The 25,075-nt window shown below is 71.2% G+C and carries 26 protein-coding genes and 2 tRNA genes; 11 read left to right on the top strand and 17 right to left on the bottom strand.

What is annotated here, in order from left to right:
* Positions 1-9 precede the first annotated feature (9 nt).
* Positions 10-1,074, bottom strand: coding sequence for a CDP-6-deoxy-delta-3,4-glucoseen reductase (locus Q392_RS11620; protein ID WP_038206806.1), 1,065 nt, complete (start codon positions 1,072-1,074; stop codon positions 10-12).
* Positions 1,075-1,132: 58 nt separating this feature from the next.
* Between Q392_RS11620 and Q392_RS11615 the strand changes: the two genes are divergently transcribed.
* Entirely contained in the window at positions 1,133-2,080 is a 948-nt protein-coding gene (locus Q392_RS11615; RefSeq protein WP_038206803.1) for an SDR family oxidoreductase, read from the top strand.
* 39 nt (positions 2,081-2,119) lie between these two features.
* Positions 2,120-2,899 (top strand): TIGR04325 family methyltransferase, encoded by a 780-nt coding sequence (locus tag Q392_RS11610; RefSeq protein WP_038206800.1) that lies wholly within the window; start codon positions 2,120-2,122, stop codon positions 2,897-2,899.
* 49 nt (positions 2,900-2,948) lie between these two features.
* Here the strand turns inward: Q392_RS11610 and Q392_RS11605 are convergent.
* A tRNA-Leu gene (locus tag Q392_RS11605) sits at positions 2,949-3,033 on the bottom strand.
* A gap of 61 nt (positions 3,034-3,094) precedes the next feature.
* On the opposite strand from Q392_RS11605, the gene cysM reads away from it, so the two are divergent.
* Genes cysM through Q392_RS11585 form a run of 4 tightly spaced genes read left to right on the top strand, consistent with a single transcriptional unit; the run spans position 3,095 to position 5,905 of the window.
* Positions 3,095-3,997: a cysteine synthase CysM gene (gene cysM, locus Q392_RS11600; RefSeq protein WP_038206794.1), complete on the top strand. Its 903-nt coding sequence runs from the start codon at positions 3,095-3,097 to the stop codon at positions 3,995-3,997.
* Entirely contained in the window at positions 3,997-4,572 is a 576-nt protein-coding gene (locus tag Q392_RS11595) for an NUDIX domain-containing protein (protein ID WP_425425179.1), read from the top strand. The genes cysM and Q392_RS11595 overlap by 1 nt, the downstream gene beginning before the upstream one ends.
* 8 nt (positions 4,573-4,580) lie before the next feature.
* Positions 4,581-4,808 (top strand): sulfurtransferase TusA family protein, encoded by a 228-nt coding sequence (locus Q392_RS11590; RefSeq protein WP_038207026.1) that lies wholly within the window; start codon positions 4,581-4,583, stop codon positions 4,806-4,808.
* Entirely contained in the window at positions 4,808-5,905 is a 1,098-nt protein-coding gene (locus Q392_RS11585) for a hypothetical protein (RefSeq protein ID WP_051953302.1), read from the top strand. The genes Q392_RS11590 and Q392_RS11585 overlap by 1 nt, the downstream gene beginning before the upstream one ends.
* Before the next feature lie 120 nt (positions 5,906-6,025).
* On the opposite strand, the gene Q392_RS11580 is transcribed toward Q392_RS11585, so the two are convergent.
* Entirely contained in the window at positions 6,026-6,424 is a 399-nt protein-coding gene (locus Q392_RS11580) for a tautomerase family protein (RefSeq protein WP_038206783.1), read from the bottom strand.
* 105 nt (positions 6,425-6,529) lie between these two features.
* On the opposite strand from Q392_RS11580, the gene Q392_RS11575 reads away from it, so the two are divergent.
* Complete coding sequence (locus Q392_RS11575) at positions 6,530-7,393, top strand: LysR family transcriptional regulator (RefSeq protein WP_038206777.1); 864 nt, start codon at positions 6,530-6,532, stop codon at positions 7,391-7,393.
* 20 nt (positions 7,394-7,413) lie between these two features.
* Here Q392_RS11575 and Q392_RS11570 read toward each other — a convergent pair whose 3' ends face one another.
* The 6 genes from Q392_RS11570 to Q392_RS11545 form a co-directional block, all read right to left on the bottom strand.
* Positions 7,414-8,832 carry an amidase gene (locus Q392_RS11570; RefSeq protein WP_038206773.1) on the bottom strand — a complete coding sequence of 473 codons (1,419 nt, stop codon included), beginning with the start codon at positions 8,830-8,832 and terminating at the stop codon, positions 7,414-7,416.
* Positions 8,833-8,913: 81 nt separating this feature from the next.
* The gene (locus Q392_RS11565) at positions 8,914-10,401 is read right to left on the bottom strand and encodes an ABC transporter substrate-binding protein (RefSeq protein ID WP_038206766.1); all 1,488 of its coding nucleotides are present in this window, start codon (positions 10,399-10,401) and stop codon (positions 8,914-8,916) included.
* Positions 10,402-10,443: 42 nt separating this feature from the next.
* Positions 10,444-11,271, bottom strand: coding sequence for an ATP-binding cassette domain-containing protein (locus Q392_RS11560; RefSeq protein WP_038206758.1), 828 nt, complete (start codon positions 11,269-11,271; stop codon positions 10,444-10,446).
* Complete coding sequence (locus Q392_RS11555; protein ID WP_038206749.1) at positions 11,268-12,257, bottom strand: ABC transporter ATP-binding protein; 990 nt, start codon at positions 12,255-12,257, stop codon at positions 11,268-11,270. Before Q392_RS11555 ends, Q392_RS11560 begins: the two co-directional genes overlap by 4 nt.
* Positions 12,254-13,129: an ABC transporter permease gene (locus Q392_RS11550; RefSeq protein ID WP_038206744.1), complete on the bottom strand. Its 876-nt coding sequence runs from the start codon at positions 13,127-13,129 to the stop codon at positions 12,254-12,256. Before Q392_RS11550 ends, Q392_RS11555 begins: the two co-directional genes overlap by 4 nt.
* A 94-nt stretch (positions 13,130-13,223) precedes the next feature.
* Positions 13,224-14,183, bottom strand: coding sequence for an ABC transporter permease (locus tag Q392_RS11545; RefSeq protein ID WP_038206738.1), 960 nt, complete (start codon positions 14,181-14,183; stop codon positions 13,224-13,226).
* 62 nt (positions 14,184-14,245) lie between these two features.
* Here Q392_RS11545 and Q392_RS11540 point away from each other — a divergent pair, with 62 nt between their 5' ends.
* Positions 14,246-14,494, top strand: coding sequence for a YfhL family 4Fe-4S dicluster ferredoxin (locus tag Q392_RS11540; protein ID WP_038206732.1), 249 nt, complete (start codon positions 14,246-14,248; stop codon positions 14,492-14,494).
* A 6-nt stretch (positions 14,495-14,500) separates the two neighbouring features.
* Here the strand turns inward: Q392_RS11540 and Q392_RS31290 are convergent, their stop codons facing one another.
* The 8 genes from Q392_RS31290 to Q392_RS11500 form a co-directional block, all read right to left on the bottom strand.
* Entirely contained in the window at positions 14,501-14,929 is a 429-nt protein-coding gene (locus tag Q392_RS31290; protein WP_051953300.1) for a hypothetical protein, read from the bottom strand.
* A gap of 32 nt (positions 14,930-14,961) precedes the next feature.
* Complete coding sequence (gene pth / locus Q392_RS11530; RefSeq protein WP_038206728.1) at positions 14,962-15,600, bottom strand: aminoacyl-tRNA hydrolase; 639 nt, start codon at positions 15,598-15,600, stop codon at positions 14,962-14,964.
* A gap of 73 nt (positions 15,601-15,673) precedes the next feature.
* Positions 15,674-16,309: a 50S ribosomal protein L25/general stress protein Ctc gene (locus Q392_RS11525; protein WP_038206723.1), complete on the bottom strand. Its 636-nt coding sequence runs from the start codon at positions 16,307-16,309 to the stop codon at positions 15,674-15,676.
* A gap of 211 nt (positions 16,310-16,520) precedes the next feature.
* Positions 16,521-17,495 (bottom strand): ribose-phosphate pyrophosphokinase, encoded by a 975-nt coding sequence (locus Q392_RS11520; protein WP_038207017.1) that lies wholly within the window; start codon positions 17,493-17,495, stop codon positions 16,521-16,523.
* Positions 17,496-17,545: 50 nt separating this feature from the next.
* Positions 17,546-17,622 (bottom strand) — tRNA-Gln (locus Q392_RS11515).
* Positions 17,623-17,705: 83 nt separating this feature from the next.
* Complete coding sequence (gene ispE, locus Q392_RS11510; RefSeq protein ID WP_038206721.1) at positions 17,706-18,572, bottom strand: 4-(cytidine 5'-diphospho)-2-C-methyl-D-erythritol kinase; 867 nt, start codon at positions 18,570-18,572, stop codon at positions 17,706-17,708.
* Positions 18,569-19,105 (bottom strand): lipoprotein insertase outer membrane protein LolB, encoded by a 537-nt coding sequence (locus Q392_RS11505; RefSeq protein ID WP_245610701.1) that lies wholly within the window; start codon positions 19,103-19,105, stop codon positions 18,569-18,571. The genes ispE and Q392_RS11505 overlap by 4 nt, the downstream gene beginning before the upstream one ends.
* Positions 19,106-19,140: 35 nt before the next feature.
* Positions 19,141-21,006, bottom strand: coding sequence for a tetratricopeptide repeat protein (locus Q392_RS11500; protein ID WP_038206719.1), 1,866 nt, complete (start codon positions 21,004-21,006; stop codon positions 19,141-19,143).
* An 87-nt stretch (positions 21,007-21,093) separates the two neighbouring features.
* Between Q392_RS11500 and mutM the strand changes: the two genes are divergently transcribed.
* The 3 genes from mutM (at position 21,094) to mutY (ending at position 25,064) form a co-directional block, all read left to right on the top strand.
* The gene (gene mutM, locus Q392_RS11495; protein ID WP_038206716.1) at positions 21,094-21,909 is read left to right on the top strand and encodes a bifunctional DNA-formamidopyrimidine glycosylase/DNA-(apurinic or apyrimidinic site) lyase; all 816 of its coding nucleotides are present in this window, start codon (positions 21,094-21,096) and stop codon (positions 21,907-21,909) included.
* A 96-nt stretch (positions 21,910-22,005) separates the two neighbouring features.
* The gene (locus tag Q392_RS11490; protein WP_051953299.1) at positions 22,006-23,988 is read left to right on the top strand and encodes a dynamin family protein; all 1,983 of its coding nucleotides are present in this window, start codon (positions 22,006-22,008) and stop codon (positions 23,986-23,988) included.
* A gap of 62 nt (positions 23,989-24,050) precedes the next feature.
* On the top strand, positions 24,051-25,064 hold the full coding sequence (gene mutY, locus Q392_RS11485) for an A/G-specific adenine glycosylase (RefSeq protein WP_038207009.1): 1,014 nt from the start codon (positions 24,051-24,053) through the stop codon (positions 25,062-25,064).
* Positions 25,065-25,075: the final 11 nt, after the last annotated feature.

Here is a 25,075-nt window from a genome sequence, read left to right as displayed (position 1 = left end):
GAGTGCGGCTCAGGGCTGCGCCTTGTCCGCCTCGGTGGTGAAGGCGTCGGCGAAGAATTCCTCTTCGGGCAGGCCGGCTTCGGCCACGTAGTCGTGCCGGGCCGAGTCGACCACGACCGGCGCGCCGCAGGCGTAGACCTGGTGGCCCGAGAGGTCGGGGATGTCTTCCAGCACCGCGCGGTGCACGAAGCCGGTGCGGCCCGTCCAGTTGTCCTCCGGCACCGCGTTGGAGACCACCGGCACGTAGCGCAGGTTGGGCATCTCGGCCAGGCGCTCGCGCATCCAGCCGTCCATGTACAGGTCTTCCGGCCGGCGGCCGCCCCAGTACAGCACGGCGGGCCGGTCGATGGCCTTGAAGCGCATGTGCTCGATCAGCGCCTTGATCGGCGCGAAGCCGGTGCCCGAGGCCAGCAGCACGATCGGCTTGTCGGAGTCCTCGCGCAGGAAGAAGCTGCCGTAGGGGCCTTCGATGCGCAGGATCTCCTTTTCCTTCATCGCGCCGAACACGTGGTCGGTGAACTTGCCGCCCGGCATGTGGCGGATGTGCAGCTCGATGCCGGTGCCCGGTTCGCTCAGCGTGTGCGGCGCGTTCGCCATCGAGTAGCTGCGCCGCGCGCCGCCCTGCAGGATGAACTCCACGTACTGGCCCGCGTGGAACTGCAGCGGGTCGCCGGCCGGCAGTTGCAGGCGCAGCAGCATCACGTCGTGCGACTGCTTCGTCAGCGCGCTGACGCGCACCGGCATCTTGCGGATCGGGAAGGCGCCGGCCTCGGTGACCTGGCGCGATTCGAGCACCACGTCGCTGGTCGGATGCGAGCGGCAGGTGAGGATGAAGCCGGCCAGTTCCTCCTCGGCCGACAGGGCCTTGCTCTGGTGGGCCTCCATCGTCACGGTGCCCGACAGCTTCCTGCACTTGCAGGAGCCGCAGGCGCCGTCCTTGCAGCCGTAGGGCAGGCCGATGCCCTGGCGGATGCCGGCGGCCAGGATGGTTTCGTCGGCGTTGACGCCGAAGTGGCGGCCGCTGGGCTCGACGGTGACGGAAAAGCCCGATCCGGCGGGGTCGGCGAGGCTCATGGGTATTCTCGGGCGTTCCGCGGAACGCTTCTCTCTGTGCAGCAGGGAATCCACGATTTTGCCTTCAAACACAAACCCCCTCGGGGCCTTGCCCTCGCGCTTCCGGCGCGGGCGGCTGCTGATCGTCGGCTGCGGCGACGTCGGCCAGCGCGTGCTGCGGCAGGTGGCGGGCCGGCTGAACGTGCTGGCGCTGACCTCCTCGCCCGGGCGCGTGCCGCTGCTGCGCGCCGCGGGCGCTCGGCCCCTGCTGGGCGACCTGGACGCGCCGGCCACGCTGCGCCGCCTGGCGGGGCTCGGCACGCGCGTGCTGCACCTGGCGCCGCCGCCGCGCGAGGGGCAGGGCGATCCGCGCACCCTGGCGCTGGTGCGGGCGCTGGCGCGGCGCTCGCCGCCGCAGGCGCTGGTCTACGGCTCCACCAGCGGCGTCTACGGCGACTGCGGCGGGGCCCGGGTGGACGAGACGCGCCCCGTGCGCCCCGCCACGCCCCGCGCGCAGCGGCGCGTGGCGGCCGAGCGCGCCGTGCGCTGGCTGGGCCGCGCCGCCGGCGTGCGCGCCGGCATCCTGCGCATCCCCGGCATCTACGCGCCGGACCGCGAGGGCGGCACGCCGCGCGAGCGCCTGCTGCGCGGCACGCCGGCGCTGCGGGCCGAGGACGACGTCCACACCAGCCACATCCATGCCGACGACCTGGCGCGCGCCTGCGTCGCGGCGCTGTTCCGGGGGCGGCCGCAGCGCGTGGTGAACGCCAGCGACGACACCGAGCTGAAGATGGGCGACTATTTCGACCTGGCGGCCGACCTGTACGGCCTGCCGCGCCCGCCGCGCGTCGCGCGCAGCGAGGCGGCCGGCCGGCTGACGCCGCAGTTGCTGAGCTTCATGGACGAGTCGCGGCGCCTGGACAACCGGCGCCTCAAGCGCGAACTGCGCGTGGCGCTGCGCCACCCCACCGTCCATGCCGGGCTGCGACAGAATGAATCCCCCGCCCGAGGCGAAGCGGCAGAATGAGCGCCCGCCACAGGCCATGAATTTCAACGAGGACTGCGCATGGTGTTGAACGTGTTTTCGGCAGCCGGCCGCAAATCGGCCTATGAGCGGCGCTTCTACGAGAACAAGGACGAGAACCTGTTCATGGGCGACTTCGGCAGCTTCGACGAGGCCCGCGCCCACATCCCCGCGCAATTCGCGGCGGGGTACGACAACGCCGAGGGCGCGAAGGCGCTGTACAGCCACCAGATCTACAACTGGGACTACCCGGCCCTGTTCTGGGTCGGCCAGGCGATCGCCGGCGGCGCCACGCGCGTGTTCGACCTCGGCGGGCACGTGGGCATCAAGTACTACGCTTTCCGCCGCGTGCTGGAGATGCCGGCCGCGCTGCGATGGCATGTGTGCGACGTGCCCGGCGTGGTGCAGACCGGCCGCGAACTGGCGGTGGAGCGCGGCGCGCAGGCGCAACTGAGCTTCGGCACCGAACCCACCGACGCCTCCGGCCATGACGTGCTGATGCTCTCGGGCTCGCTGCAGTACCTGCCGACGACGCTGGGCGAATTGCTGGCGAAGCTGCCGGCCAAGCCGCAGCGCATCGTGCTCAACACCACGGCCATGCACGAGGACCGCACCATCTACACGCTCAACAGCATCGGCTTCGGCGTGTGTCCGTACCGCGTCCAGCACCACGAGGCGATCCAGAAGGAGATCGTCGATGCCGGGTACCGCCGCCGCGACGGCTGGCGCAACGAGGGCAAGCCGATCGAGATCCCCTTCGTGGAAGGGGGCGACCGGGCGTACTACGGGGGCGGCTGCTTCGACCTGGCCCAGGGCCGCTGAGCGGGGCCTGGAAACGATGAACCCGCCATGAGGCGGGCTGAGCAGCATCTGGTGCCCGGGGCCGGAATCGAACCGGCACGCCTTGCGGCGGGGGATTTTGAGTCCCCTGCGTCTACCAATTTCACCACCCGGGCACGGGTTGGGAGAGGAGCCGAAAATTATGGCACAGTGCCCCTGGCTTCCCCACCTGCTCCCATGACCTATCCCACCATCGAAGACGCCATCGGCAGGACGCCGCTGGTGGCCCTGCAACGTATCGAGGCCGAGGCCAACGGCCGGCGCGGCAACGTGATCCTGGCCAAGCTGGAGGGCAACAACCCGGCCGGCTCCGTCAAGGACCGGCCCGCGCTGTCGATGATCCGGCGCGCCGAGGAGCGCGGCGAGATCAAGCCGGGCGACACGCTGATCGAGGCCACCTCGGGCAACACCGGCATCGCGCTCGCCATGGCGGCGGCGGTGCGCGGCTACCGCATGGTGCTGATCATGCCGGAGGACCTCTCGGTCGAGCGCGCGCAGACCATGAAGGCCTTCGGCGCCGAACTGGTCCTCACGCCCAAGAGCGGCGGCATGGAGTACGCGCGCGACCTGGCCGACCAGATGGTGGCGCAGGGCAAGGGCCGCGTGCTCGACCAGTTCGCCAACCCCGACAACCCGCGCATCCACTACGAGACCACCGGCCCCGAGCTGTGGGAGCAGACGGGCGGGCGCATCACCCACTTCGTCAGCGCGATGGGCACTACCGGCACCATCACCGGCGTGTCGCGCTTCCTCAAGGAGAAGAGCCCCGAGGTGCGCATCGTCGGCGCGCAGCCGGAAGAGGGCTCGCGCATCCCCGGCATCCGCAAGTGGCCCGAGGAGTACCTGCCCAAGATCTACGACCCCACGGCGGTCGACGAGATGATCTACGTGAAGCAGGACGACGCCGAGGAGATGGCCCGCCGGCTGGCGCGCGAGGAGGGCATCTTCGGCGGCATCTCCGCGGCAGGTGCGCTGTGGGTCGCGCTGCAGGTGGCCAAGACGGTGGAGAACGCCACCATCGTGTTCGTCGTGTGCGACCGCGGCGACCGCTATCTTTCCACCGGCGTGTTCCCCGCATGATGCATCTGCCCAAGTTCTGTCAGGCCTGCGCCACCCCGCTCGAATGGATCGAGCAGCTGGAAGACAGCGGCCCCAAGTCGCGCCTGCGCTGCCCGGCCTGCGGCCACACCCACTGGAACAACCCGACGCCGGTGCTGGCCGCCATCGTCGAGTACCGCGGCCAGGTGCTGCTGGCGCGCAACGCGGCCTGGCCGGCCAAGATGTTCGCGCTCATCACCGGCTTCATGGAGGCGGGCGAGACGCCCCAGGAAGGCATCGCCCGCGAGGTGAAGGAAGAGACCAACCTCGACGTGAGCGAGGTGAACATCGTCGGCGCCTACGACTTCCAGCGCATGAACCAGGTCATCATCGCCTACCACGTGGTGGCCGACGGCGAGGTGAAGCTCTCGCCCGAGCTGGTGGACTGGCGCCTCTACGACCTGAAGGACCTCAAGTGCTGGCCGGCGGGCACCGGCTACGCGTTGGCCGACTGGCTGCGCTCGCGCGGGCACGAGCCGGTGTTCTTCACCGCGGCCGAGAACGAGGAGCGGCGCCGCGGCCTCGACCAGCCGCCGCAGCCCGGAGACGCGCGATGACGACCGACCTGCCCATCGCCCGAGAGATCGACACCCGCGGCCTGAACTGCCCGCTGCCCATCCTCAAGGCCAAGAAGGCGCTGAACGACATGGCGAGCGGCGAGCTGCTGAAGGTGGTGGCGACCGACCCGGGCTCGCTGCGCGACTTCCAGGCCTTCGCGCGCCAGACCGGCAACGAGCTGGTGGACCAGCAGACACTCGGCGCCGAATTCGTCCACGTGCTCAAGAGGCGCTGATGGGCGCCGTGCTGGCTCGCCCCCGGCGCCAGCACCTGTTGGGCGCGGCCGTGCTGTCGATGCTGGCGGCGCTGGGCGGGGGTGCGGCCGGCGCGCAGACGCCGCCGCCGGCCGCGGCGGTGCCGATCGCCGTGCTGGGCGATTCGCTCAGCCACTCGTACCAGGACGCGGTGAGCTTCCCGCCGGGCTCGGGCCAGCGCGGCGGCGCTTTTCACGAGCGCACCTTCCAGTGGACCGAGGTGCTGGCGCGCCTGCGGACGGGCGTGCTCGACCCCGGCACCTGGGAGACCGACGGCCAGAACCGCCTGCTGGCACGGGCCGGCCAGGCGCTCGGCCTGGCGGCCGTGCGCGCGCCGCGCAAGCAGGACTACCGCTACAACATGGCCTACTCCGGCGCGCCGTGCACGGCCCTCACGCACGGTGCCAGCCGGCAGGTGCAGCCGCTGCTGCACCTCATGGCGCAGGCGCCGGCGCGCTGGCGCCGCGGCGCGGTGGTCATCCGCATCGGCATGGCGCAGATGGCGCCGCAGGACTTCCTTGACGGCCTGGCGCTCGATGCGAACGCCCCGGCCGAGCACCGCGCCATCGCCGGCTGCCTGTCCGAGGTCGAGCAGGCGGTGGGCCTGATCCGCGCGGCGCATCCCCTCACGCACATCGTGCTGGTGGGCATCTTCGACGACAGCAACGCGCCGCTGCACTTCGACCGCTGGCGCTCGCGCCCGGCGCTGGACAACATCGCGCGCGGCCTGGACCGCTACGACGCCGGCCTGCGCGAACTGGCCGCGCGCACGCCGCACGCCAGCTTCTTCGACGACCGCGCCTGGTTCCGCTCGCTCTGGGGCGGGCGCGGCGCCGAGGGCGCACCGGCCTACCGCAGCGTGCGCATCGGCAGCCTGGACGTGACGAACACCATGGGTGACGAGCCGCGGCATGCGGTGCTGGCCGACGACCACTGGGGCCTGGCGGCCAATGTGCTGTGGGCGCAGGCGATCAGCCGGCATCTGGCGGCCGTGGGCCTGCCCGTGAAGCCGATCGACGACGCGGAAGCGCAGCGCTTCGTCGAGGCGCAACTGCCGGCCGGCGGTGCAGGACGCTGATCTCCGCATCTGCCCACCGTTCACGCCGAGCCTGTCGAAGCGCCGTGTCGGGCTTCGACAGGCTCCGCCTGAACGGTTCCTGTGGCTTCAACAAGCTCGGCCCGGGCGGTTCTTGCTGATCTACATCTTTGCCGCCTGATGGCGGAATTCCTGCGTGCGGCCGCCATAGCCGTAGGCCGCCGCCCGCGCGTCGATGACGTGCACGTAGCTCACCTCGTGCAGGTCGGGCCGCAGCGACGCCATGGCCTCGTGCACGGCCGCGAGGTAGCGGGCCTTCTCGGCCTTGGTGTTGGTCTCGTCGGTGACGCTGATGTCGAGGTGGAAGGCGCTGGCGCCCTGCTCGGCGAGGGTGCGGCCGCCGACGAACCATTGCGCGTCGGGGATGAACTGCACGGTGGTGGCGATCACCTCGGGCTGCTTGCCCAGGAGACGCCGGGTCAGGTCTCCCACCGCCTCCACGGCGCGGCGGGCGAGGGCGGCGTCGGGTTCGCCGGAAAGGTGGATGACGATGTGCGGCATGGCGGGCTCCTCGGGTTGGGGTGCGATGGATTCTGGGTCCGGCCATTGCATCGGAAAAGCGGGATTTGATAATGTCATCCATCGGAAAAGCAGGAGGATGACGCCATGCAGGACTTCGACATCACTCAACTCCGAACCTTCGTCGCAGCGATTGATGCCGGCAGCCTCACCGCGGCGGCGCCGCAGGTGTTCCTTTCGCAGTCGGCGGTCAGCGAGCAGTTGCGCAAGCTGGAGGAGCGCGCCGGGCATCCGCTGCTGGTGCGCAGCAAGTCGGGCGTGGTGCCGACGCCGGCCGGCGAGCGGCTGCTGGCCCATGCGCGCCGGCTGCTGGCGCTGAGCGAGGCGGCCTGGCGCGACCTGCACGGCGTCGCGCTGGCCGGCACGCTGCGCCTGGGCGTGACCGACTACTTCCGCACGGCCGAGATGGCCGCGTTGCTGGCGAGGCTGGGCGCGCAGCACCCGCAGGTGCGGCTGTGCGTCACGGTGCGCAAGAGCGACGAGGTGGAGGCGGGCCACGCGCGAGGCGAGTTCGACCTGGCCATCACCATGCGCATCGTGGAGGGCAGCATGCGCCGGCCCGCCGGCGACGAACTGCGGCGCGAACCGCTGCGCTGGGCGGCGGCGCCCGGGGTGCGGCGCGCACGCGGCGAGCCGCTGCGCCTGGTCGCGCTGCCCGACACCTGCTCGGTCCACCGCTTCGTCGTCGGGCTGCTGGCGCGCCGCAAGGTGCCGTACGCGGTGGTGCACGTGGCCTCGGGCGTGGCCGGGCTGCATTCCGCCCTCGCCGCGGGGCTGGGCATCGGTTGCCTCAACGAATCGGCGCTGCCGGCGTCGGGCGCCGTGGCGCTGCCGGCGCCGCACGGGCTGCCGGCCCTGCCGCAGGCGGTCTTCCGCCTGCTGCCGCCGCGCGCGGGCGAGGCAGCCTTCGTCGCACAGGCGCGCGAGGTGGTGAAGGCCGCCTTCGCCTGAAGGCCGGATGCGGCGCGGCGTCAGGCCGCCGGTGGCTCGGGCCAGGGGTGCTGTGGCCCGCGGACCTGCTCGAAGGCCCGCGCCACCTTCAGCACGCCCAGGTCGTCGAAGCGTGCACCGGCGATCTGCAGGCCGATGGGCAGGCCGCCCTTCGACCAGCCGCAGTTGACCGAAGCGGCCGGCTGCTCCGACATGTTGTAGGGCACGGTGAAGCCGATGTGCTCCAGCGGCCGCAGCGGATCGTTGGTGGGCGAGGGGTCCTCGGCCGGTGCCGGCATGTTGGGCGAGACGGGCGAGAGCACGTAGTCGAAGGGCGCGCAGGCCGCCACCGTCGCCACCCGCGTGGCGTGGAACTGGCTCGCGGCGCGGTACATCGCCTCGCCCGACAGGCCGGCGGCGCTCTCGGCCCACTGGCCGATGTAGGGCAGCACCTTGGCGCGCTGCGCGGGCGGCAGCGCCTGCAGGTCGACCCGGGAGCGCATGCGCCAGAAGTGGTCCATGCCGTCGAGCATGGCCTGCGTCATGAAGGGTTGCATCAGCGTCACGCGGGCGCCGGCGCGCTCGAACAGGCGCGCCGCCTCTTCCACCGCGGCGCGGATCTCGGCATCCAGCGGCAGACCGCAGCCGGCCTCCAGCAGCAGGCCGACGTGCAGTCCTTTCAGGTGTTCCGGCCCGACGTCGAAGGCGGGCCAGTCGATGTCCTGCGCAGGCAGGCTCATGCTGTCGCGTGCATCGGGGCGGGCCAGGGCCTGCATCATCAGCGCGGCGTCCTCCACGCTGCGCGTCATCGGACCGGCGGCGCGGCCGGCGTAGGGCGGGTCGATGGGAATGCGGCCGAGGCTGGGCTTGAGGGTGAAGATGCCGCACCACGAGGCCGGCAGCCGCAGCGAGCCGCCGATGTCGGTGCCCACGTGCAGCGGCCCGTAGCCGGCCGCTGCCGCCGCGCCGGCGCCGGCGCTGGAGCCGCCGGGCGTGCGCGTGAGGTCCCACGGGTTGCGCGCCAGGCGGTGAAAGCTCGACAGCCCCGAGGACAGCATGCCGTAGTCGGGCATGGTGGTCTTGCTGACGACCACCATGCCGGCTTCCTTGAGGCGCGCGGCGGGTGGCGCGTCCTGCGCAGCGGGACGCAGTTCGACAGCGGCGGTGCCGGCGGGCATCGGGTCGCCGGCGGTGGCGATGTTCTCCTTGAGCGTGCCGGGCACGCCGTCCAGCGGGCCGAGCGCCTCGCCGCGCCGCCAGCGCGCCTCGCTGGCGCGCGCCTGTTCCAGCGCCGCCTCGGGGCGGTAGAGGTAGGTGGCCTGCAACTGCGGTTCCCAGCGCTCGATGCGGTCGATCACGGCCCGCGCGGCCTCGACCGGCGAGAGCGTGCCCCGGCGGTACGCACGGGAGAGTTCGGCTGCGCTCCAGTCGTGCAGCGGGCGGGAGGATTCAGTGGTCATGGCGGCGCGGGGAGAAAAGAAAAAGCCGCGCCCGACGTCGGCCGGGCGCGGCGTTCCGGGGAGCTCAGCGGGGCGGCGAACTCATGCCCACGAGAGCGAGGACAGATCGTTGCAGGAGATCGGCATCTCCTTCCACAGCCCGCGCACGTTCTTGCGCGCGATGGTGGGGAACTGCGGCTGGTACAGGAAGCCGTTGGCCGCGTCCTGCGCCAGCAGCTTCTGCGCCTCGCCCAGCAGCTTGTTGCGCTCGGCCTCGTTGCCGGTGGCCTTGATCCTGTCGAACAGGGCGCTGAATTCCTTGCTGCCGTAGCCCCAGTAGTACTCGGGCTTGGTGTAGTTGACCAGGTCGAACGGCTCCACGTGCGACACGATGGTCAGGTCGTAGTTGAAGCCGCCGCCGTAGGTGCCGCTGAGCCACTGGGCCCACTCCACGTTCTGGATCTTCGCGTTGATGCCCACCTTGGCGAGCTGCGCCGCGATCACCTCGCCGCCCTGGCGCGCATAGGCGGGCGGCGGCAGCGTCATGGTCAGCTCCAGCGGCAGCTTCACGCCGGCCTCGGCCAGCAGCTTCTTGGCCTTCTCCGGGTCGTAGGGGTTGATGCCGGTGGTGTCGACGTAGCCGGGCGCGCCGGGCACGTAGTGGCTGCCGATGGGCACGCCGAAGCCGTCGGCCGCGCCCTCGATCACCGCCTTGCGGTCGATGGCGGCCAGGATGGCGCGGCGCACCCGCACGTCGTCCAGCGGCTTGCGGCGCTCGTTGATCGACAGGATGGTCTTGGCGCGCGAGCCGCCCAGGATCACCTGGAACTGCGGGTTGGCCTTGAACTGCGGCACGATGCGCGTCTGCGCGCGCGGGAAGGCATCCACGTCGCCGGCCAGCAGGGCGGCGGCCGCGGCGGCCGGATCGGAGATGAAGCGGAAGGTGACCTTCTGCAGGGCCGGCTTCTGCACGCCCTTGTAGCCCGGCCAGCGGCTGAGCGTGAGCGAGGAGCCCTTGGCGAAGTTGTCGAGCTTGAAGGGCCCGGTGCCCACCGGCTGCGTGGCGTTGGTGGCCGCGCTCTTGGGCTCGACGATGATGGCCGTGGCCTGGCCCAGCACGAAGGGCAGGTCGGGGTCGATCTCCTTGTTGAGGATGACCACCGTGTGTTCGTCCACCGCCTGCACCGTGAGGTTGGCGTAGGTGCGCTTGTCCTTGTTGGTGCTCTTCTCGCCGCCGGCGCGCTCGAAGCTGAACTTGACGGTCTGGGCGTTGAAGGGCTCGCCGTTCTGGAAGGTGATCCCCTTGCGCAGCTTGAAGGTGTAGGTCTTCAGGTCGGGCGAGACCTCCCAGCTCTCGGCCAGCAGGGGCGAGACGCTGCCGTCGGGATGGATCTTGGTGAGCGTCTCCATCACGTTGTAGAGCACGACCTCGCCGATGGCCGACGCGGCGTTCGCCGTCGGGTCCAGGCCCGGCGGTTCGAGCTGCATGGCCAGCACCATGGCGGTCTTGCCGCGGCCCTGGGCGAGGGCCCAGTGGGGCAGCGCGGCGGCCAGGCCGGTGGAGGCGATCACGTGGCGACGGTTCAGCATGGTCGAAAGCTCCTGCAACGGAAACAATTGGAAAAGTTGGCGTTATAGCGCGTCGGCGGCCTTGGCGGCCAGCGGCTCTGCTCGCGGCACGGCGGACAGCAGCGCCCGGGTGTAGGGATGCTCGGCCCCGGCGAAGAGCTGCTGCGGCGCGCCGCGCTCGACGATCCGGCCCTTGAGCACCACGCACACCTCGTCGCACAGGTGGTTGACCACCGCCAGGTCGTGGCTGATGAGCAGGTAGCTGATGCCGTACTGCTGCTGCAGGTCCTGCATCAGGTTGAGCACCTGCGCCTGCACCGAGACGTCGAGCGCGCTCACCGGCTCGTCGGCCACGATGAGCTTGGGCCGGGTGATGAGAGCGCGGGCGATGGCGATGCGCTGGCGCTGGCCGCCGGAGAACTCGTGCGGGTACTTGGCCAGGTCGGTGGCGCGCAGGCCCACGGCCACCAGCGATTCGGCGGCGCGCTCGCGCTGCTCGGCGCGGGAGGCGCCGGCCAGTGCCTCCAGCGGCTCGGCCACGATGCGCTCCACCGTGCGGCGTGGGTCGAGCGAGCCGTACGGGTCCTGGAACACCATCTGGAAGTCGCGCCGCGCCGCGCGCAGCTCGGCCTTCGGCAGCCGGTGCAGGTCGCGGCCCAGCAGCTTCACGCTGCCGGCGGTGGGCGTGTCCAGCGCCATCACCATGCGTGCGATGGTGGATTTGCCCGAGCCCGACTCGCCGACGATGCCCAGGCTGCGGCCGGCCTGCACCGTGAAGCTCACGCCGTTGACGGCCTGCACCATCGGCGCAGGGGCGAACAGCTTCTCGCGCGGCAGGGCGTAGTGGCGCACCAGGTCGGTGACTTCGAGCAGCGGAGGGCTCATGCTCATGCGGTCGCCTCGCTTTCTGCGGCGATCTCGTCCAGCCGCAGGCAGCGCACCGCATGGTCATGCGGCAGCATCGAGGGCGCCGGCCGCGTGCCGTGGCAGGCGTCGGCCGTGTAGCGGCAGCGGCCGGCGAAGGGACAGCCGGGCGGCAGGTCCACCAGTTCGGGCACGCTGCCGGGGATGGTCGCCAGTCGCTGGCCGCGCGGCGCGCCCAGCGCCGGGCGCGCGGCGAACAGGCCCTTGGTGTAGGGATGCGCGCGCTCGGCGAACACGGCCTCGGTGGGGCCGCTCTCGACGATGCTGCCGCCGTACATCACCAGCATGCGGCGTACGCTGCTGGCGATCACGCCCAGGTCGTGCGAGATCAGGATCAGCGCCATGCCGCGCTCGGCCACCAGCGACTGGATCAGGTCGAGGATCTGCTTCTGGATGGTCACGTCCAGCGCGGTGGTCGGCTCGTCGGCGATCAGCAGGTCGGGCCCGCAGGCCAGCGCCATCGCGATGCCGATGCGCTGGCGCTGGCCGCCGGAAAACTGGTGCGGGTAGGCGTCCAGCCGCGAGGCGGCGTCGGGAATGCCCACGCGCTCCAGCAGCGCCAGCGCCTCTTTGCGCGCCTCGGCCTTCGTGAGGCCGCGGTGGATGCGCAGCGGCTCGCCCACCTGGCGCGCGATGGTGTGCACCGGGTTCAGCGCCGTCATCGGCTCCTGGAAGATCATGCCGATGCGGTTGCCGCGGATGCCGCACATCGCCTTCTCCGGCAGGCCGACCAGTTCCTGCCCGTCGAAGCGGATGCTGCCCGACACCTTCGCGCTGCCGGGCAGCAGGCCCATCAGCGACATCACGGTGATCGACTTGCCGCAGCCCGATTCGCCGACGATGCCCAGCGTCTCGCCGCGCTCGAGCGAGAAGGAGATGCCGCGCACCGCCTCGGCGGGACCGCGCGGGGTCGTCAGGCCGATGTGCAGGTCGGTGACTTCTAGGAGTTTCATCGCGCCCTCGCCAGTCGGGGGTCGAGCAGGTCGCGCAGCCCGTCGCCCAGCAGGTTCAGCCCCAGCACCGCCAGCGCGATCGCCATGCCGGGCCACACCGCCAGGAGCGGCTGCTGGAACATCAGCGTCTGCGCCTCGCTGAGCATGCGGCCCCACGACGGCTGCGGCGGCTGCGTGCCCAGGCCCAGGTAGGACAGGGCGGCCTCGGCCAGGATGGCGATGGCGAAGCGGATGGTGCTCTGCACGATCAGCACCGCGGCGATGTTGGGCAGCACGTGCTGCATCGTGATCGAGAACGCCCCCTTGCCGCAGGCCTGCGCGGCGGCGATGTACTCGCGCGACCAGATGGCGTTGGCCGAGCCGCGCGTGATGCGCGCGAAGGTCGGGATGTTGTAGATGCCGATCGCGATGATGGCGTTGACGATGCCGGCGCCGAACACCGCCGTGAGCATGATGGCCGAGAGGATGGCGGGAAAGGCGAGGCTGAAGTCCGTCAGCCGCATGATGGCCTCTTCCACCCAGCCGCGCCGGGCGGCGGCCAGCAGCCCGAGCGCGGTGCCGACCACCAGGCCGATGCCCACCGCGATCACGCCGACCATGATGGAGGCGCGTGCGCCCACCAGCAGCAGCGAGGCCACGTCGCGGCCGAAGGCGTCTGTGCCCAGCCAGTGCTTCGCCGTGGGGCCGGCCAGCTTGTTGGCCATGTCCATGTCGTTGGGCGGCCAGGGCGTCCACGCATAGGACAGCAGCGCCGCCAGCACCAGCAGCAGCGTCAGCACGGCGCCGATGACGAAGCTGCGGTGGCGCAGCGCGCGGTGCCAGAAGCCGGGCAGCTTCAGCGCGGCGCCGGAAGGAGCGACGGCGGCGTTCATAGCGGTCGCCGCCGGGCCGCCCCAAGGCGGACCGCGCCTCCCCCTTGGGGGGCGGCGTTCCACGGAGCGAAGCGACGGGAAAAGCTGGGGGGCCTCATATGTCGGAAGCCTTGATACGCGGGTCGATCACCGCATACAGCACGTCGACCACGAAGTTCACGATCACCACGAAGGCAGCCAGCAGCATCACGCAGTTGCGCACCACGATCAGGTCGCGGTTGCTGATGGCCTGGAAGATCAGGCGGCCCAGGCCGGGCAGGTAGAACACGTTCTCCACCACGATGGTGCCGGCCAGCAGCTCGGAGAACTGCATGCCCATCACGGTGATGACGGGGATCAGCGCGTTGCGCAGCACGTGCAGCCACAGCACGGCGCGCTGGCTCACGCCCTTGGCGCGGGCGGTGCGCACGAAGTCCTCGCGCATCACCTCCAGCACCGCCGAGCGGGTGAAGCGCGCCAGGATGGCCGCCTGCACCACCGCCAGCGACAGGGCCGGCAGCAGCAGCGACTTGAAGGCGGCCAGCCGCTCGTCCCAGGTGGTGCCCCAGCCGTCGAAGCCGCCGGCCGAGAACCACTGCAGCTTCACCGAGAAGAGCAGGATCAACAGGATGGCGAACCAGAAGTTCGGGATCGCGATGCCCACCTGCGTGAGGCCCATCAGGCCCACGTCGCCCAGCTGGTTGTGGCGCGAGGCGGCCGTCACGCCCACCGCCAGCGCGATTCCCGTGGTCAGCAGCATCGCCAGCACGGCCAGCGGCACCGTCAGCGCCAGGCGCTCGAGGATCAGGTCGAGCACCGGCGAGCCGTAGCTGTAGCTGTCGCCCAGGTCGCCGGTCAGCAGCCCGCCGATCCAGTGCCAGTAGCGCGTCCAGGCCGGCTGGTCCAGGCCCAGCTTGGTGGCCAGGGCGGCCACCGCCGACGGGTCGGCGTCGGGGCCCATGAGGATCTGCGCCGCGTTGCCGGGCAGGATCTCCAGCACCAGGAAGACGATGATCGACGCGCCGATCAGCGTACCGAGCAGGGTCGCGAAGCGTTTGAGAAGGAACAGACTCATGGGGCGGGGCGCAGCATAACCCGACGGACGCAACGTCCATGCCCGGCGCCGATAATCGGCGCATGGCCCTCATGATCACCGACGAGTGCATCAACTGCGACGTCTGCGAGCCGGAGTGCCCCAACGGTGCCATCTCGATGGGCGAGTCGATCTACGAGATCGATCCCCGCAAGTGCACCGAGTGCGTGGGGCACTTCGACGAGCCGCAGTGCGTGCAGATCTGCCCCGTCGCGTGCATTCCGGTCAATCCGGCGCACGTCGAGTCGCGCGAGACGCTGTACGAGAAGTACCAGCGGCTCACGGCCGCCTGATCCCTTTCAGTCCCCGGCCTTCTTCCGTTTCCTGCCTGCCGGCGCAGAAGTGTCGCGTGCGGTGAAGTCGTCGGCCCCAACCCCTTTCCTGGGCTTGCGCGGCTTGTGCCAGCCCGGCTTCGCCGGCGTGGGCTCGGCCCGCTCGGGCAGAGCGATGACGGCGGGGCCCTGGCCTGCCGTCCGGGCTTCGAGCTGACGGCGTTCGCGCGCCATCGCATCGGCCTGGCGCTTCGCATCGCGGGTTTGCGCCTCGCTGGCTTGGCGCGCTTCGTCGGAGCGGCTGTCGTCCACCTCGACGCTGCGGCCGCGTTCACAGGGGCGGTCGCTGTAGGCGTTGCCGCAGCGCCAGACCGGGCCCGCCGTGGCGCCCAGGTGCAAGGCGCCGGCCAGCAGCAGGACGGCTGCGGCGCGGTGGCGGTTCTTCTTGTGGTTCATGTTCTCCTCCCTGAGATGCGAGTGCCCCCGCTTCAGCCCGCCGGCGGGGCGGTGCTGCCCTCGCCCGGCGGCGCGCGGCGCGGGGGCTTGGGCCGCGGCGGCTTGCTGGTGTGGATCTGCTGCATGGCCTTGTCCATCTCGCCGGCCAGCAGCGCAGGCACGGCATGCAGCGAGCGCACGATCGCGTCGTCGATCGCCTCGCGCTGCTCGCGCAGCGGCTTCTTGAGCACCCAGCCGACCACCTCGGACTTCACGCCCGGATGGCCGATGCCCAGGCGCAGGCGCCAGTAGTCGCCGGTGCCGAGCTGGGCATGGATGTCGCGCAGCCCGTTGTGCCCGGCATGGCTGCCGCCGAACTTGAGCTTCGCCTCGCCCGGCACGATGTCCAGTTCGTCGTGCACCACCAGGATCTCCTGCGGCGCGATCTTGTAGAAGCGCGCGAGCGCCGCCACCGACTTGCCGGAGAGGTTCATGAAGGTCTGCGGCTGCAGCAGCCAGGCGCTGTGGCCCTGCACGCTGGCGCGCGCGACCAGGCCGTGGTAGCTGCGCTCGGGCAGCAGCGGTACCTTCCAGTCGCGTGCCAGCGCGTCCACCCACCAGAAGCCGGCGTTGTGGCGCGTGGCCTCGTACTCGGGGCCTGGGTTGCCCAGGCCGACGAAGAGCTTGATCATGGAAAGGATTATGAAAAGAAAAACGGCCCGCCAAGGCGGGCCGTCTTGATGCGCAAGAAGGCGCAGTTGCGTCTTACTTCTTCTTGCCGCCCTTGGCCGGAGCCGGGGCGGGCGCCGCAGCGGCTTCGGCCGGTGCAGCTTCTTCCTCGGCCGCCGGCACCACGGCCGACACCACCACCGGGTTCGGCTTGCCGTGGGTGATGACCTTCGCGCCCTTGGGCAGCTTCAGGTCGCTCAGGTGCACCGTGGCGCCGCTGGTCAGGCCGGACAGGTCCACCTCGATGAACTCGGGCAGGTCGGCCGGCAGCACGCTGATCTGGAGTTCGGTCATCACGTGGTTGACCAGGTTGTGGTGCAGCTTCACGGCCTCGGACTCTTCCTCGCCCTTGAAGTGCAGCGGCACCTTCACCGTCAGGCGGGTGCGGGCGTCCACGCGCTGGAAGTCCACGTGCTGGACCAACTGCTTGAACGGGTGGTACTGCACGTCGCGCAGCAGCACCTTGGTGACGTTGCCGCCCAGTTCCATCTCCAGGATGGACGAGTGGAAGGCTTCCTTCTTGAGGGCGTGGAACAGCGCGTTGTGATCGAGCTCGATCAGTTGCGGCTGGCCCTCGCCACCGTAGACGATGCCCGGCGTCTTGCCGGAGTTGCGCAGACGGCGGCTCGCACCCGTACCCTGCTTGGCGCGCTCGAAGGCGACGAATTTCATATCGATTCTCCAGATGGAACCGGCCGCGACCAGCCTGGCTCCGTTTCAAAAAAGGCCCGAAGGACCCACCAAAAGGAGCCGCGAAGCGTGCTCCTCAAGACGGCGCGAAGCATCGCGCAGCGCCGTCTTCATTGCGATCAGGATCCGGCTTTGCCGGTCCTGTTCGCGCTGACTCTCAAACCCGCTTTGCGATCGTCAGATCGCAAAGTGCTCAAAAAAGATTGTCCTGTTCGGAGAACAGGCTCATCACCGACTCGCCCTTGGCGATGCGCTGGATCGTCTCGGCGAACAGCGGTGCCACGGAGAGCTGGCGGATCTTGCCGCAGCCGGCCGCGCCGTCGGACAGGGGGATGGTGTTGGTCACCACCACCTCGTCGAGCGCCGTGCCCTGGGCGATGCGCTCCAGCGCCGGGCCGGAGAACACGGGATGCGTGCAGTAGGCGTACACCTTCTTCGCGCCGCGCTCCTTGAGCACCTCGGCCGCCTTCACCAGCGTTCCGGCGGTGTCGATCATGTCGTCCATGATCACGCAGTTGCGGCCGTCGATCTCGCCGATGACGTTCATCACCTCGCTCACGTTGGCCTTGGGCCGGCGCTTGTCGATGATGGCCAGGTCGCAATTGAGCTGCTTGGCCAGCGCCCGGGCGCGCACCACGCCGCCGACGTCGGGGCTGACCACGATCAGGTCGTCGTAGTTCTTGGCGCGCAGGTCGCCCAGCAGCACCGGCGAGGCGTAGATGTTGTCGACCGGGATGTCGAAGAAGCCCTGGATCTGGTCGGCGTGCAGGTCCATCGTCAGCACGCGCGAGACGCCCACGGTCTGCAGCAGGTTGGCCACCACCTTGGCCGAGATCGGCACGCGGCTGGAGCGTGGGCGGCGGTCCTGGCGGGCGTAGCCGAAGTAGGGGATGACGGCGCTGATCCGCTCGGCCGAGGCGCGCTTGAGCGCGTCGACCATGATCAGCAGCTCCATCAGGTTCTCGTTGGTCGGCGCGCAGGTGGACTGCACCACGAACACGTCGCGCGCGCGCACGTTCTGGTGGAGTTCCACGGTGACTTCGCCGTCGGAGAAGCGGCCCACCCGGGCGGCGCCCAGCGTGGTGCCCAGCGCCTGCGCCACCTCGGCCGCGAAGGCCGGGTTGGCGTTGCCGGTGAAAACCATGAAATCAGGGTGGTACGCCTGCATGCTTGCTTCCCGGCGGTCTTCGGACATTGGGCGGAGTGATCGTGAGGATTTGGCAGGGGAGGAAGGACTCGAACCCTCGAATGCCGGAATCAAAATCCGGTGCCTTAACCAACTTGGCGACTCCCCTACACAGGAGGATGGTCCAACGACCACCCACCGTGAATGTCGCTTCCGGATGCCCCTCCTGCCAGGGAAGGACGCCCGGTTCACCTAGCGCGCCCAGCCTGCGAGAGGATGGACTGCCAGATTGCCGCACTGCCGAAGCTGCCATCCCGGTGGCGGGTCGGCGAGCCGCAGGCCTTGCGGCATCTGCGCGAACACCGCACTGCCGGAGCCGGTCATGCGGGCCGAATCGGAAGAAAGGCCCTGCGCTGCCAGCCAATCGAGGCCTTCGCGCACCGGCGGACAAAGCCGCTCGGCAACCGGCTGCAGGTCGTTGCGGCCAAACCGGTAGATTTGTTCCGCGTCGTTCGCAGCAAAGCCTGAGAGTATAGCAGCAGGTGTGGCGCGCTGCAGGTCCGGCGCCGAAAAAATTCGGCCCGTGTCCAGGCCCTCGGGCGGCTTGAGGACGGCGAAGCGGGCGGCGGGCAACTCGACCGGCGTGAGCTGCTCACCCACCCCTTCCACCCAGGCGTTGCGCCCGCCCAGGAAGAAGGGCACGTCGGCCCCCAGGGCCAGGCCGATCCGCATCAGCCGCGCCGTGCTGAATCCCAGGGTCCACAGCCGATTCAGCGCCAGCAGGCAGGTGGCAGCGTCGGACGAGCCGCCCCCCATGCCGGCCTGCGCCGGGATGCGCTTGTGCACCCCGATGTGCGCGCCCAGGTCGGCGGCCCGGGGCCCGGCGGCCGCCTGCAGGGCCCGGGCAGCGCGCAGCACCAGGTCGTCCGCCGGCAGGGGTGCGGCCAGGTCCTCGCGGCTGAGCTGGCCGTCGCGCCGCAGCTCGACGTGCAGCGTGTCGCACCAGTCGATCAGCATGAACACCGACTGGAGCAGGTGGTAGCCGTCCTCGCGCCGGCCGGTGATGTGCAGGAAGAGGTTGAGCTTGGCCGGCGCCGGCAGGTCGTACAGCGCTTTCACGGCACGGCCTGCCGCGGCTCGAACACCACCCGCAGGTCGGCCGTGGGCGGCGGCGACTCGCGCACCGCCTGCAGGCGGCCCGCGGCCGCCTGGCGCAGGTCGGCGCGCCAGCCCGGCACTTCGGCCGGCTCGCCGGCCAGCCAGCGGAAGAGGGCGTCCACCGGCAGGGCGGCGCCGGTCACGCGCTCGGCCAGCAGGTCGATGGAGTCGTAGCGCTGCACCCGGCTGCCGTCGCGCAGCAGGGCCTCGCCGGGCTTCCACGACAGCACGCCCAGCGTCGAGCCGATGGGGCTGGTGAGGACGAGTTCGCCCGCGCCCGGGGCGCCGCGCAGCTCGAACAGGGCGGCGAAGGTCTGGGCCGGCTGGCTGTCCACGTGCAGCGACAGGCGGCCCGTCCAGACGGCGGCATCCGGCCGGCCGGCAGGCGGCGTCGTGCATCCGGCCAGCAGGAGAAGCGGTGCGAGGCAGGCGGCCGGCGCCGCCCGCAGCAGGGTGCGGCGGCGGGAATACCCGACAACCTGCGTGCTTCGCACTGCCGTGCGAGCGTCTTCGAGCGGTCGGGCGGCGCTCACAGCTTGACGCGCAGGCGCTTGAGCGTTTCCTGCAGGGTCTCGTTCTCGGCGTCGGCCAGGACGGCTTCCTTCCACACCTTCACGGCGCGGTCGCGCTGGCCGCTGGCCCACAGCACCTCACCCAGGTGGGCGCCGATCTCCGGGTCCGGCCGCTTGCCGTAGGCCGCTTCCAGGATGCGCCGGGCCTCGGCGACGTTGCCCAGGCGGTATTCGACCCAGCCCAGGCTGTCGGCGATGAACGGGTCGTCCGGCGCCAGGGCCACGGCCTTGAGGATCAGCTCGCGCGCCTCCGGCAGGCGCATGTTGCGATCGGCCCAGGCGTAGCCCAGCGCGTTGTAGGCGTTCTGGTTGTCGGGCTTGAGCTGGATCAGCCGGCGCAGCAGGCGCTCCATGTCGTCCAGCCGGTTGAGCTTCTCGGCCATCATGGCCTGGTCGTAGAGCAGGTCGCCGTCCTCGGGCGCGGCGGTGCTGGCCCGGGCCAGCATGTCGTAGGCGCTCTGGTAGTCCTTGGCGTCGCGCAGGAGCTGCACCTCGGCCAGCAGCTTCTGCCGGCGCTCGGCCTCGTTGCGCGCCGGCAGCCCGCGGATCAGCTCGCGCGCCTCGGCCAGCTTGCCCTGGCGGGCCAGCAGCAGGGCGCGCTGCGAGCGGGCCGCGGGCAACTGGTCGCCGCCCTCGATGCGCGTCAGCCACTGCTCAGCATCCGCATAGTCCTTGCGGCGCTCGGCCAGTTGCGCGAGCAGGATGTAGGCCTGCGTCTGCCCGCGGCGGCGGTCGTCCGCGTCGCTCTGCTGCGTGGCGAGTTCCAGGTAGCGCTTGGCCGAGGCCTCGGCCTGGGTGTCCTGCCGGGCCTGTGCCTGCAGCGAGCCCAGCAGCAGCCAGGGTTCGGGCAGTTCCGGCTTGGCCTGGGTGAGCGCCTGCAGCTCGGCGGAGGCGTCCGCATAGCGCCGATCGACCGCCAGGGCGCGCGCATAGGCGATGCGCGCCTCGGGCAGCGCCTTGGGCGATGCGAGGTAGCGCTTGACGACGGCCTCGGCCTCGGGCTGCGTCTCCATCAGGTCCAGCGCGAGCCCGACCGGCGCGTCCGCGTCGGGGTCGGCCGCCTGGCCCTTGCGCGCGGCATCGAGCGCGCCGCCGGCGTCGCCGGCCACCATGCGCAGGCGGCCCACCGTGGTCCAGGCCAGGGCGGCCGTGGCGGGGTTGCGCAGGTCGTCGGCCAGCGCGCGCTCGATGACCGAGGCGGCGAGCTTCTTGTCGGCAGCCCGGCTGTAGTGGCGGACGATCATCGCCATCAGGGCAGGGTGCTCGACCACGGGAGTGGCCGCCAGCTCGTCGCGCAGCGGCGCCTCGGATTCGGCGAGGCGGCCGAGCACGATCAGCACCTGCAGTTCGAGCCGGCGGGCTTCGCGCGCGTCGGGCAGGGCCTCGCGCCACAGGCGCGCGACCGTCAGCGCGGCCTCGGGCGAGCGCGCCAGCACCGCCACTTCGGCGGCGCGGCGGAACAGGGCCGGTTCGCGGGTGCGGCGGGCCGCGTCGAGCAACATCTCGAAGCCCTCGCCGGGATCGCCGCCGGTGGCGTTGAGTTCGCCCACCAGCACCTCGTAGAACAGCTGGGCCGTCATGGCCGAGGGCCGGGCCGGGCCGTCGTCCTCGGGCGTGTCCTTGTTCTTGCCGGCGTCGCCGCGGGTGTCGGTCCGGGTGGCTGCGGTGGGTACGGCTGCCGGTGCGGCGGCAGGGACCGGCGCGGCAGCGGAAGGAGGAGGAGGGGAAGGTTCGGGCGCCGTCGTCGTCTGGGCGCACGCCCCCAGCGTGGCGACCGTCGCCAAGGCTGCCGCCAGGCGGTATCTGCGGGGCGAAAAAAGCATCGAATCATAATAATCCAACCCCTTTCGGACGATGGCCGCAGCCGGGCAACCGGCCTGGCTGCGCTGCGCCCTTTCGCTGGATTCCCCATGCCCGAACTCCCCGAGGTCGAAGTCACCCGGCGCGGCTTCGCCGACCGCATCGCCGGCGCGCAGGTGCTGGCCGTGCGGATGGGCAAGCCCCTGCGCTGGGGGCTGGGCGTGCTGCCGCAGGCGCTGGTGGGCCGCCGGGTGCAGGGCGTGCGTCGGCGCGGCAAGTACCTGCTCGTCGACCTGGACGAGGGCCTGCTGCTGCTGCACCTGGGGATGTCCGGCAGCCTGCGTTTCGACGCCGCGCTGCCGCCGCCGGGCGTGCACGACCACTTCGACCTGGCCACCACCGCGGGAACGCTGCGGCTGAACGATCCGCGCCGCTTCGGCGCGGCCGTCTATGTGGAGGCGCAGGACGCGCCGGCGGCGCGCAAGCTGCTCGACGGCCTGGGCATGGAGCCGCTGGAGGTCGGATTCGACGCCGGCGTCTTCCATGCCGCGCTGCGCCGGCGGCAGGCGCCCATCAAGCAGGTGCTGATGGCGGGCGACGTCGTCGTGGGGGTCGGCAACATCTACGCCTCCGAGGCGCTGTTCCTGGCCGGCATCCGGCCGACGCTGCCTGCCTCGCGCGTCTCGCGTCCGCGCGCCCTGCGGCTGCACGCCGCCATCCGCGACGTGCTGGGCCGCGCGGTGGAGCGCGGCGGCAGCAGCCTCAGGGATTTCTCGCACGTCGACGGCAGCAGCGGCTACTTCCAGCTCGAAGCCATGGTGTACGGTCGTGCCGGCGAGGCCTGCCGGGTGTGCGGCACCCTGGTCCGGCAGATCCGCCAGGGCCAGCGTTCCACCTTTTTCTGCCCGGCGTGTCAGAAAAGTTGAAAAGCGGCTGAACGGTCGACATCGACCCTCCGAAAGGCGATGCCGGGCGGAAAAGCGAGTGTTATATTTTGTTAACCATCCACGTGGCAGGCCTTCTTGAGCGCGTCCTTCAACCAGCAATTCGACCAGCACGGTGCCTGGCGTCGCAACTTCGCGCACCGGCTCAAGTGGCTGGCCAGCTGGCTGCGTGAGAGCGACCTGCTGGACGCCGCCGTCGGCGAGCGCCTGCGCGAGCTGGAGGCGCAGATGCGCACCAGCAAGGTCATGGTCGCGTTCGTGGCCGAGTTCTCGCGCGGCAAGTCGGAGCTGATCAACGCCATCTTCTTCGCCGGCTACGGCCGCCGCATCATGCCGGCCAGCGCCGGGCGCACGACGATGTGCCCGACCGAGCTGGGCTACGACGCCGCCTTCCTGCCCTGCCTGCGGCTGCTGCCCATCGCTACCCGGCTGGAGGCGCATTCGCTGACCTGGTGGCGCGGCCGCGAGCAGGAGGCGCGCTGGACCGAGGTGCCCATCGACGTCGACGACGCCGAGTCGCTCGCCACGGCGATGCACAAGGTGGCCGAGGTCGACTGGGTCAGCGTGGACGAAGCGCGGGCGTTGGGCTTCTGGAGCGACGAGCATCCGCAGGACAACCCGGTGTGCGATGCCCAGGGCCGCGTGGAGGTGCCGCGCTGGCGCCACGCGCTGCTGAACATGCCGCACCCGCTGCTGGAGCAGGGGCTGGTGATCCTCGACACGCCGGGCCTGAACGCCATCGGCGCCGAGCCGGAGCTCACCGTGAGCCTCATCCCGCAGGCGCATGCGGTGGTGTTCATCCTGGGCGCCGACACCGGCGTCACGCGCTCCGACCTCGCCATCTGGCGCGAGCACCTGGTCACCGAGGGCGATCCGGGCGAGACCCGCATCGTCGTCCTGAACAAGATCGACACGCTCTGGGACACGCTGAGCGCGCCGGGCCAGATCGACGCGCAGATCGAACGCCAGTGCCGCACCTCGGCCGACACGCTGGGCGTGCCGCGCGAGCGTGTGATGCCGGTCTCGGCGCAGAAGGGGCTGCAGGCCAAGATCGAGCGCGACGCTGCGCTGCAGCAGGCCAGCCGCCTGCCCGCCCTGGAGGCCGCGCTCGGCGAAGGACTGCTGGGCCGGCGCGAGACCATGCTGCGCCTGGCGGTGGATGCCGGCATCGCGGCGCTGCGCGCCGAGGCCGCGCGCCTGCTGCAGGTGCGCCAGCGCGACCTGTCGGAGCAGGCGTTGGAACTGCAGGGGCTGCGCGGCAAGAACAGTACCGTGATCCGCCACATGCGTGCGCGCATCGAGCAGGAGCAAGCCGACTTCGAGGCCAGCAACACCCGCATCCTGGCGCTGCGCTCGGTGCAGGCCAAGCTGCTGCGCGAGGTGTACGCGGTGCTGGGCAGCACCGCGCTCAAGGCCGACCTCGGACGGCTGGCGGCGGCGCTGCGGCGCCCCGGCATCAAGCTCAGCCTGGGCAAGGTGTACGGCGCCACCTTCGATGCGCTGCGCGGCAACCTGCGCGAGGTGCAGGCGACCACGGCCGAGATCCAGGCCATGCTGCACGCCACCTTCCGCCAGCTCAACGCGGAGCACGGTTTCGCGCTGCAGGCGCCGGCCGAGCCCGACCTGAGCGACTTCGTGGCCGAGCTGGGGCGCATCGAGCAGAGCCACCTGCACTACCTGGGCGTGGGCAACGTGCTCAAGCTGGCGCAGCACGACTTCTGCGACAAGCTGGTGCGCGCCCTGGGCAGCCGGGTGCGCGCGGTCAACGAGGCCGCGATGGCCGAGGTGGAGCGCTGGTCCAAGAGCGCCGGCGCGCAGCTCGACGCGCAGCTCAAGGAGCGCCGCCGCAACTTCGTGCGCCGCATCGAGTCCGTCGAGCGCATCCAGCAGGCGGCCGGCGGCCTGGAGGAGCGGCTGGCCGAGATCCACGCCCACGAAGGGCAGCTCAAGGCCCTGAACGAGCGCCTGCAGGAGCTGACCGGGCTGCTGACCAGCCAGGAGCCGCCCACCGCGTCCGCCGCCGGCGAGGCCGCGGCGCGCGACGCCCTGCGCGTGGCGTGACCGGCGAGCACGCGGCGCTCGCCGCCGCCGCGCAGGCGCTTTCATCCGAGTTCCATCGCGAGCTGGTCGCCTGGCAGCGCAGCCACGGGCGTCACCACCTGCCCTGGCAGCGCACCCGCGATCCGTACCGCGTCTGGCTGTCGGAGATCATGCTGCAGCAGACGCAGGTGACGACCGTGCTGGGCTACTACGAGCGCTTCCTCGCCCGCTTCCCTGACGTTGCTGCGCTGGCCGCGGCGCCGGAGGACGAGGTGTTCGGCCTCTGGAGCGGGCTAGGCTACTACAGCCGGGCGCGCAACCTGCACCGCTGCGCGCAGGAGGTGGTGGCGCGCTTCGGCGGCCGCTTTCCGCACACCGCGGCCGAGCTGGCGACGCTGCCCGGCATCGGCCGCTCCACCGCTGCGGCCGTCGCCGCCTTCTGCTTCGGCGAGCGGGTCGCCATCCTGGACGGCAACGTGCGGCGCGTGCTGGCGCGGCTGCTGGCCTACGGCGGCGACCTGGCCGTGGCGGCGAACGAGCGGGCCCTGTGGGCCGCTGCCGATGTGCTGCTGCCGCCGGCGGACCGACCGGACGACATCGCGGCCTACACGCAGGGCCTGATGGACCTCGGCGCCACCATCTGCCTGCCGCGCCGGCCCGACTGCCTGCTGTGCCCGGTGCAGGCCCTGTGCCGTGCCCGCGCCGGCGGCGACGTCGAGCGCTACCCCGTGCGCAGCCGCAAGCTGCGCCGCACGGCGCAGACGCTGTGGGTGCTGCTGGCGCAGCGGGAGGAAGACGGCGCGGTCTGGTTGCACAAGCGCCCGGCGCGCGGCATCTGGGCCGGGCTGTGGGCGCTGCCGGTGTTCGAGTCGCGCGAGGCGCTGCTGGCCGCCTGCCCCTCCGCAGCCGAGCCGCAGGATCTGCCGGCCTTCGTCCACGTGCTCACCCACAAGGATCTGCACCTGCATCCGGTGGCGACGGCCTTCGCGTCGCAGTCGCCGGCCATCGAAGGAAGCTGGGTGGATGCGGACCGCTGGCCCACGCTGGGCCTGCCGGCGCCCGTGCGGCGCCTGCTGGAGCAGCGCGCCGCCGGCTGAAGCGCAGGCCG

It is taken from the genome of Xenophilus azovorans DSM 13620 (assembly GCF_000745855.1).
Lineage (GTDB): Bacteria > Pseudomonadota > Gammaproteobacteria > Burkholderiales > Burkholderiaceae_C > Xenophilus > Xenophilus azovorans.
This window is presented reverse-complemented; position numbering and strand designations above follow the sequence as displayed.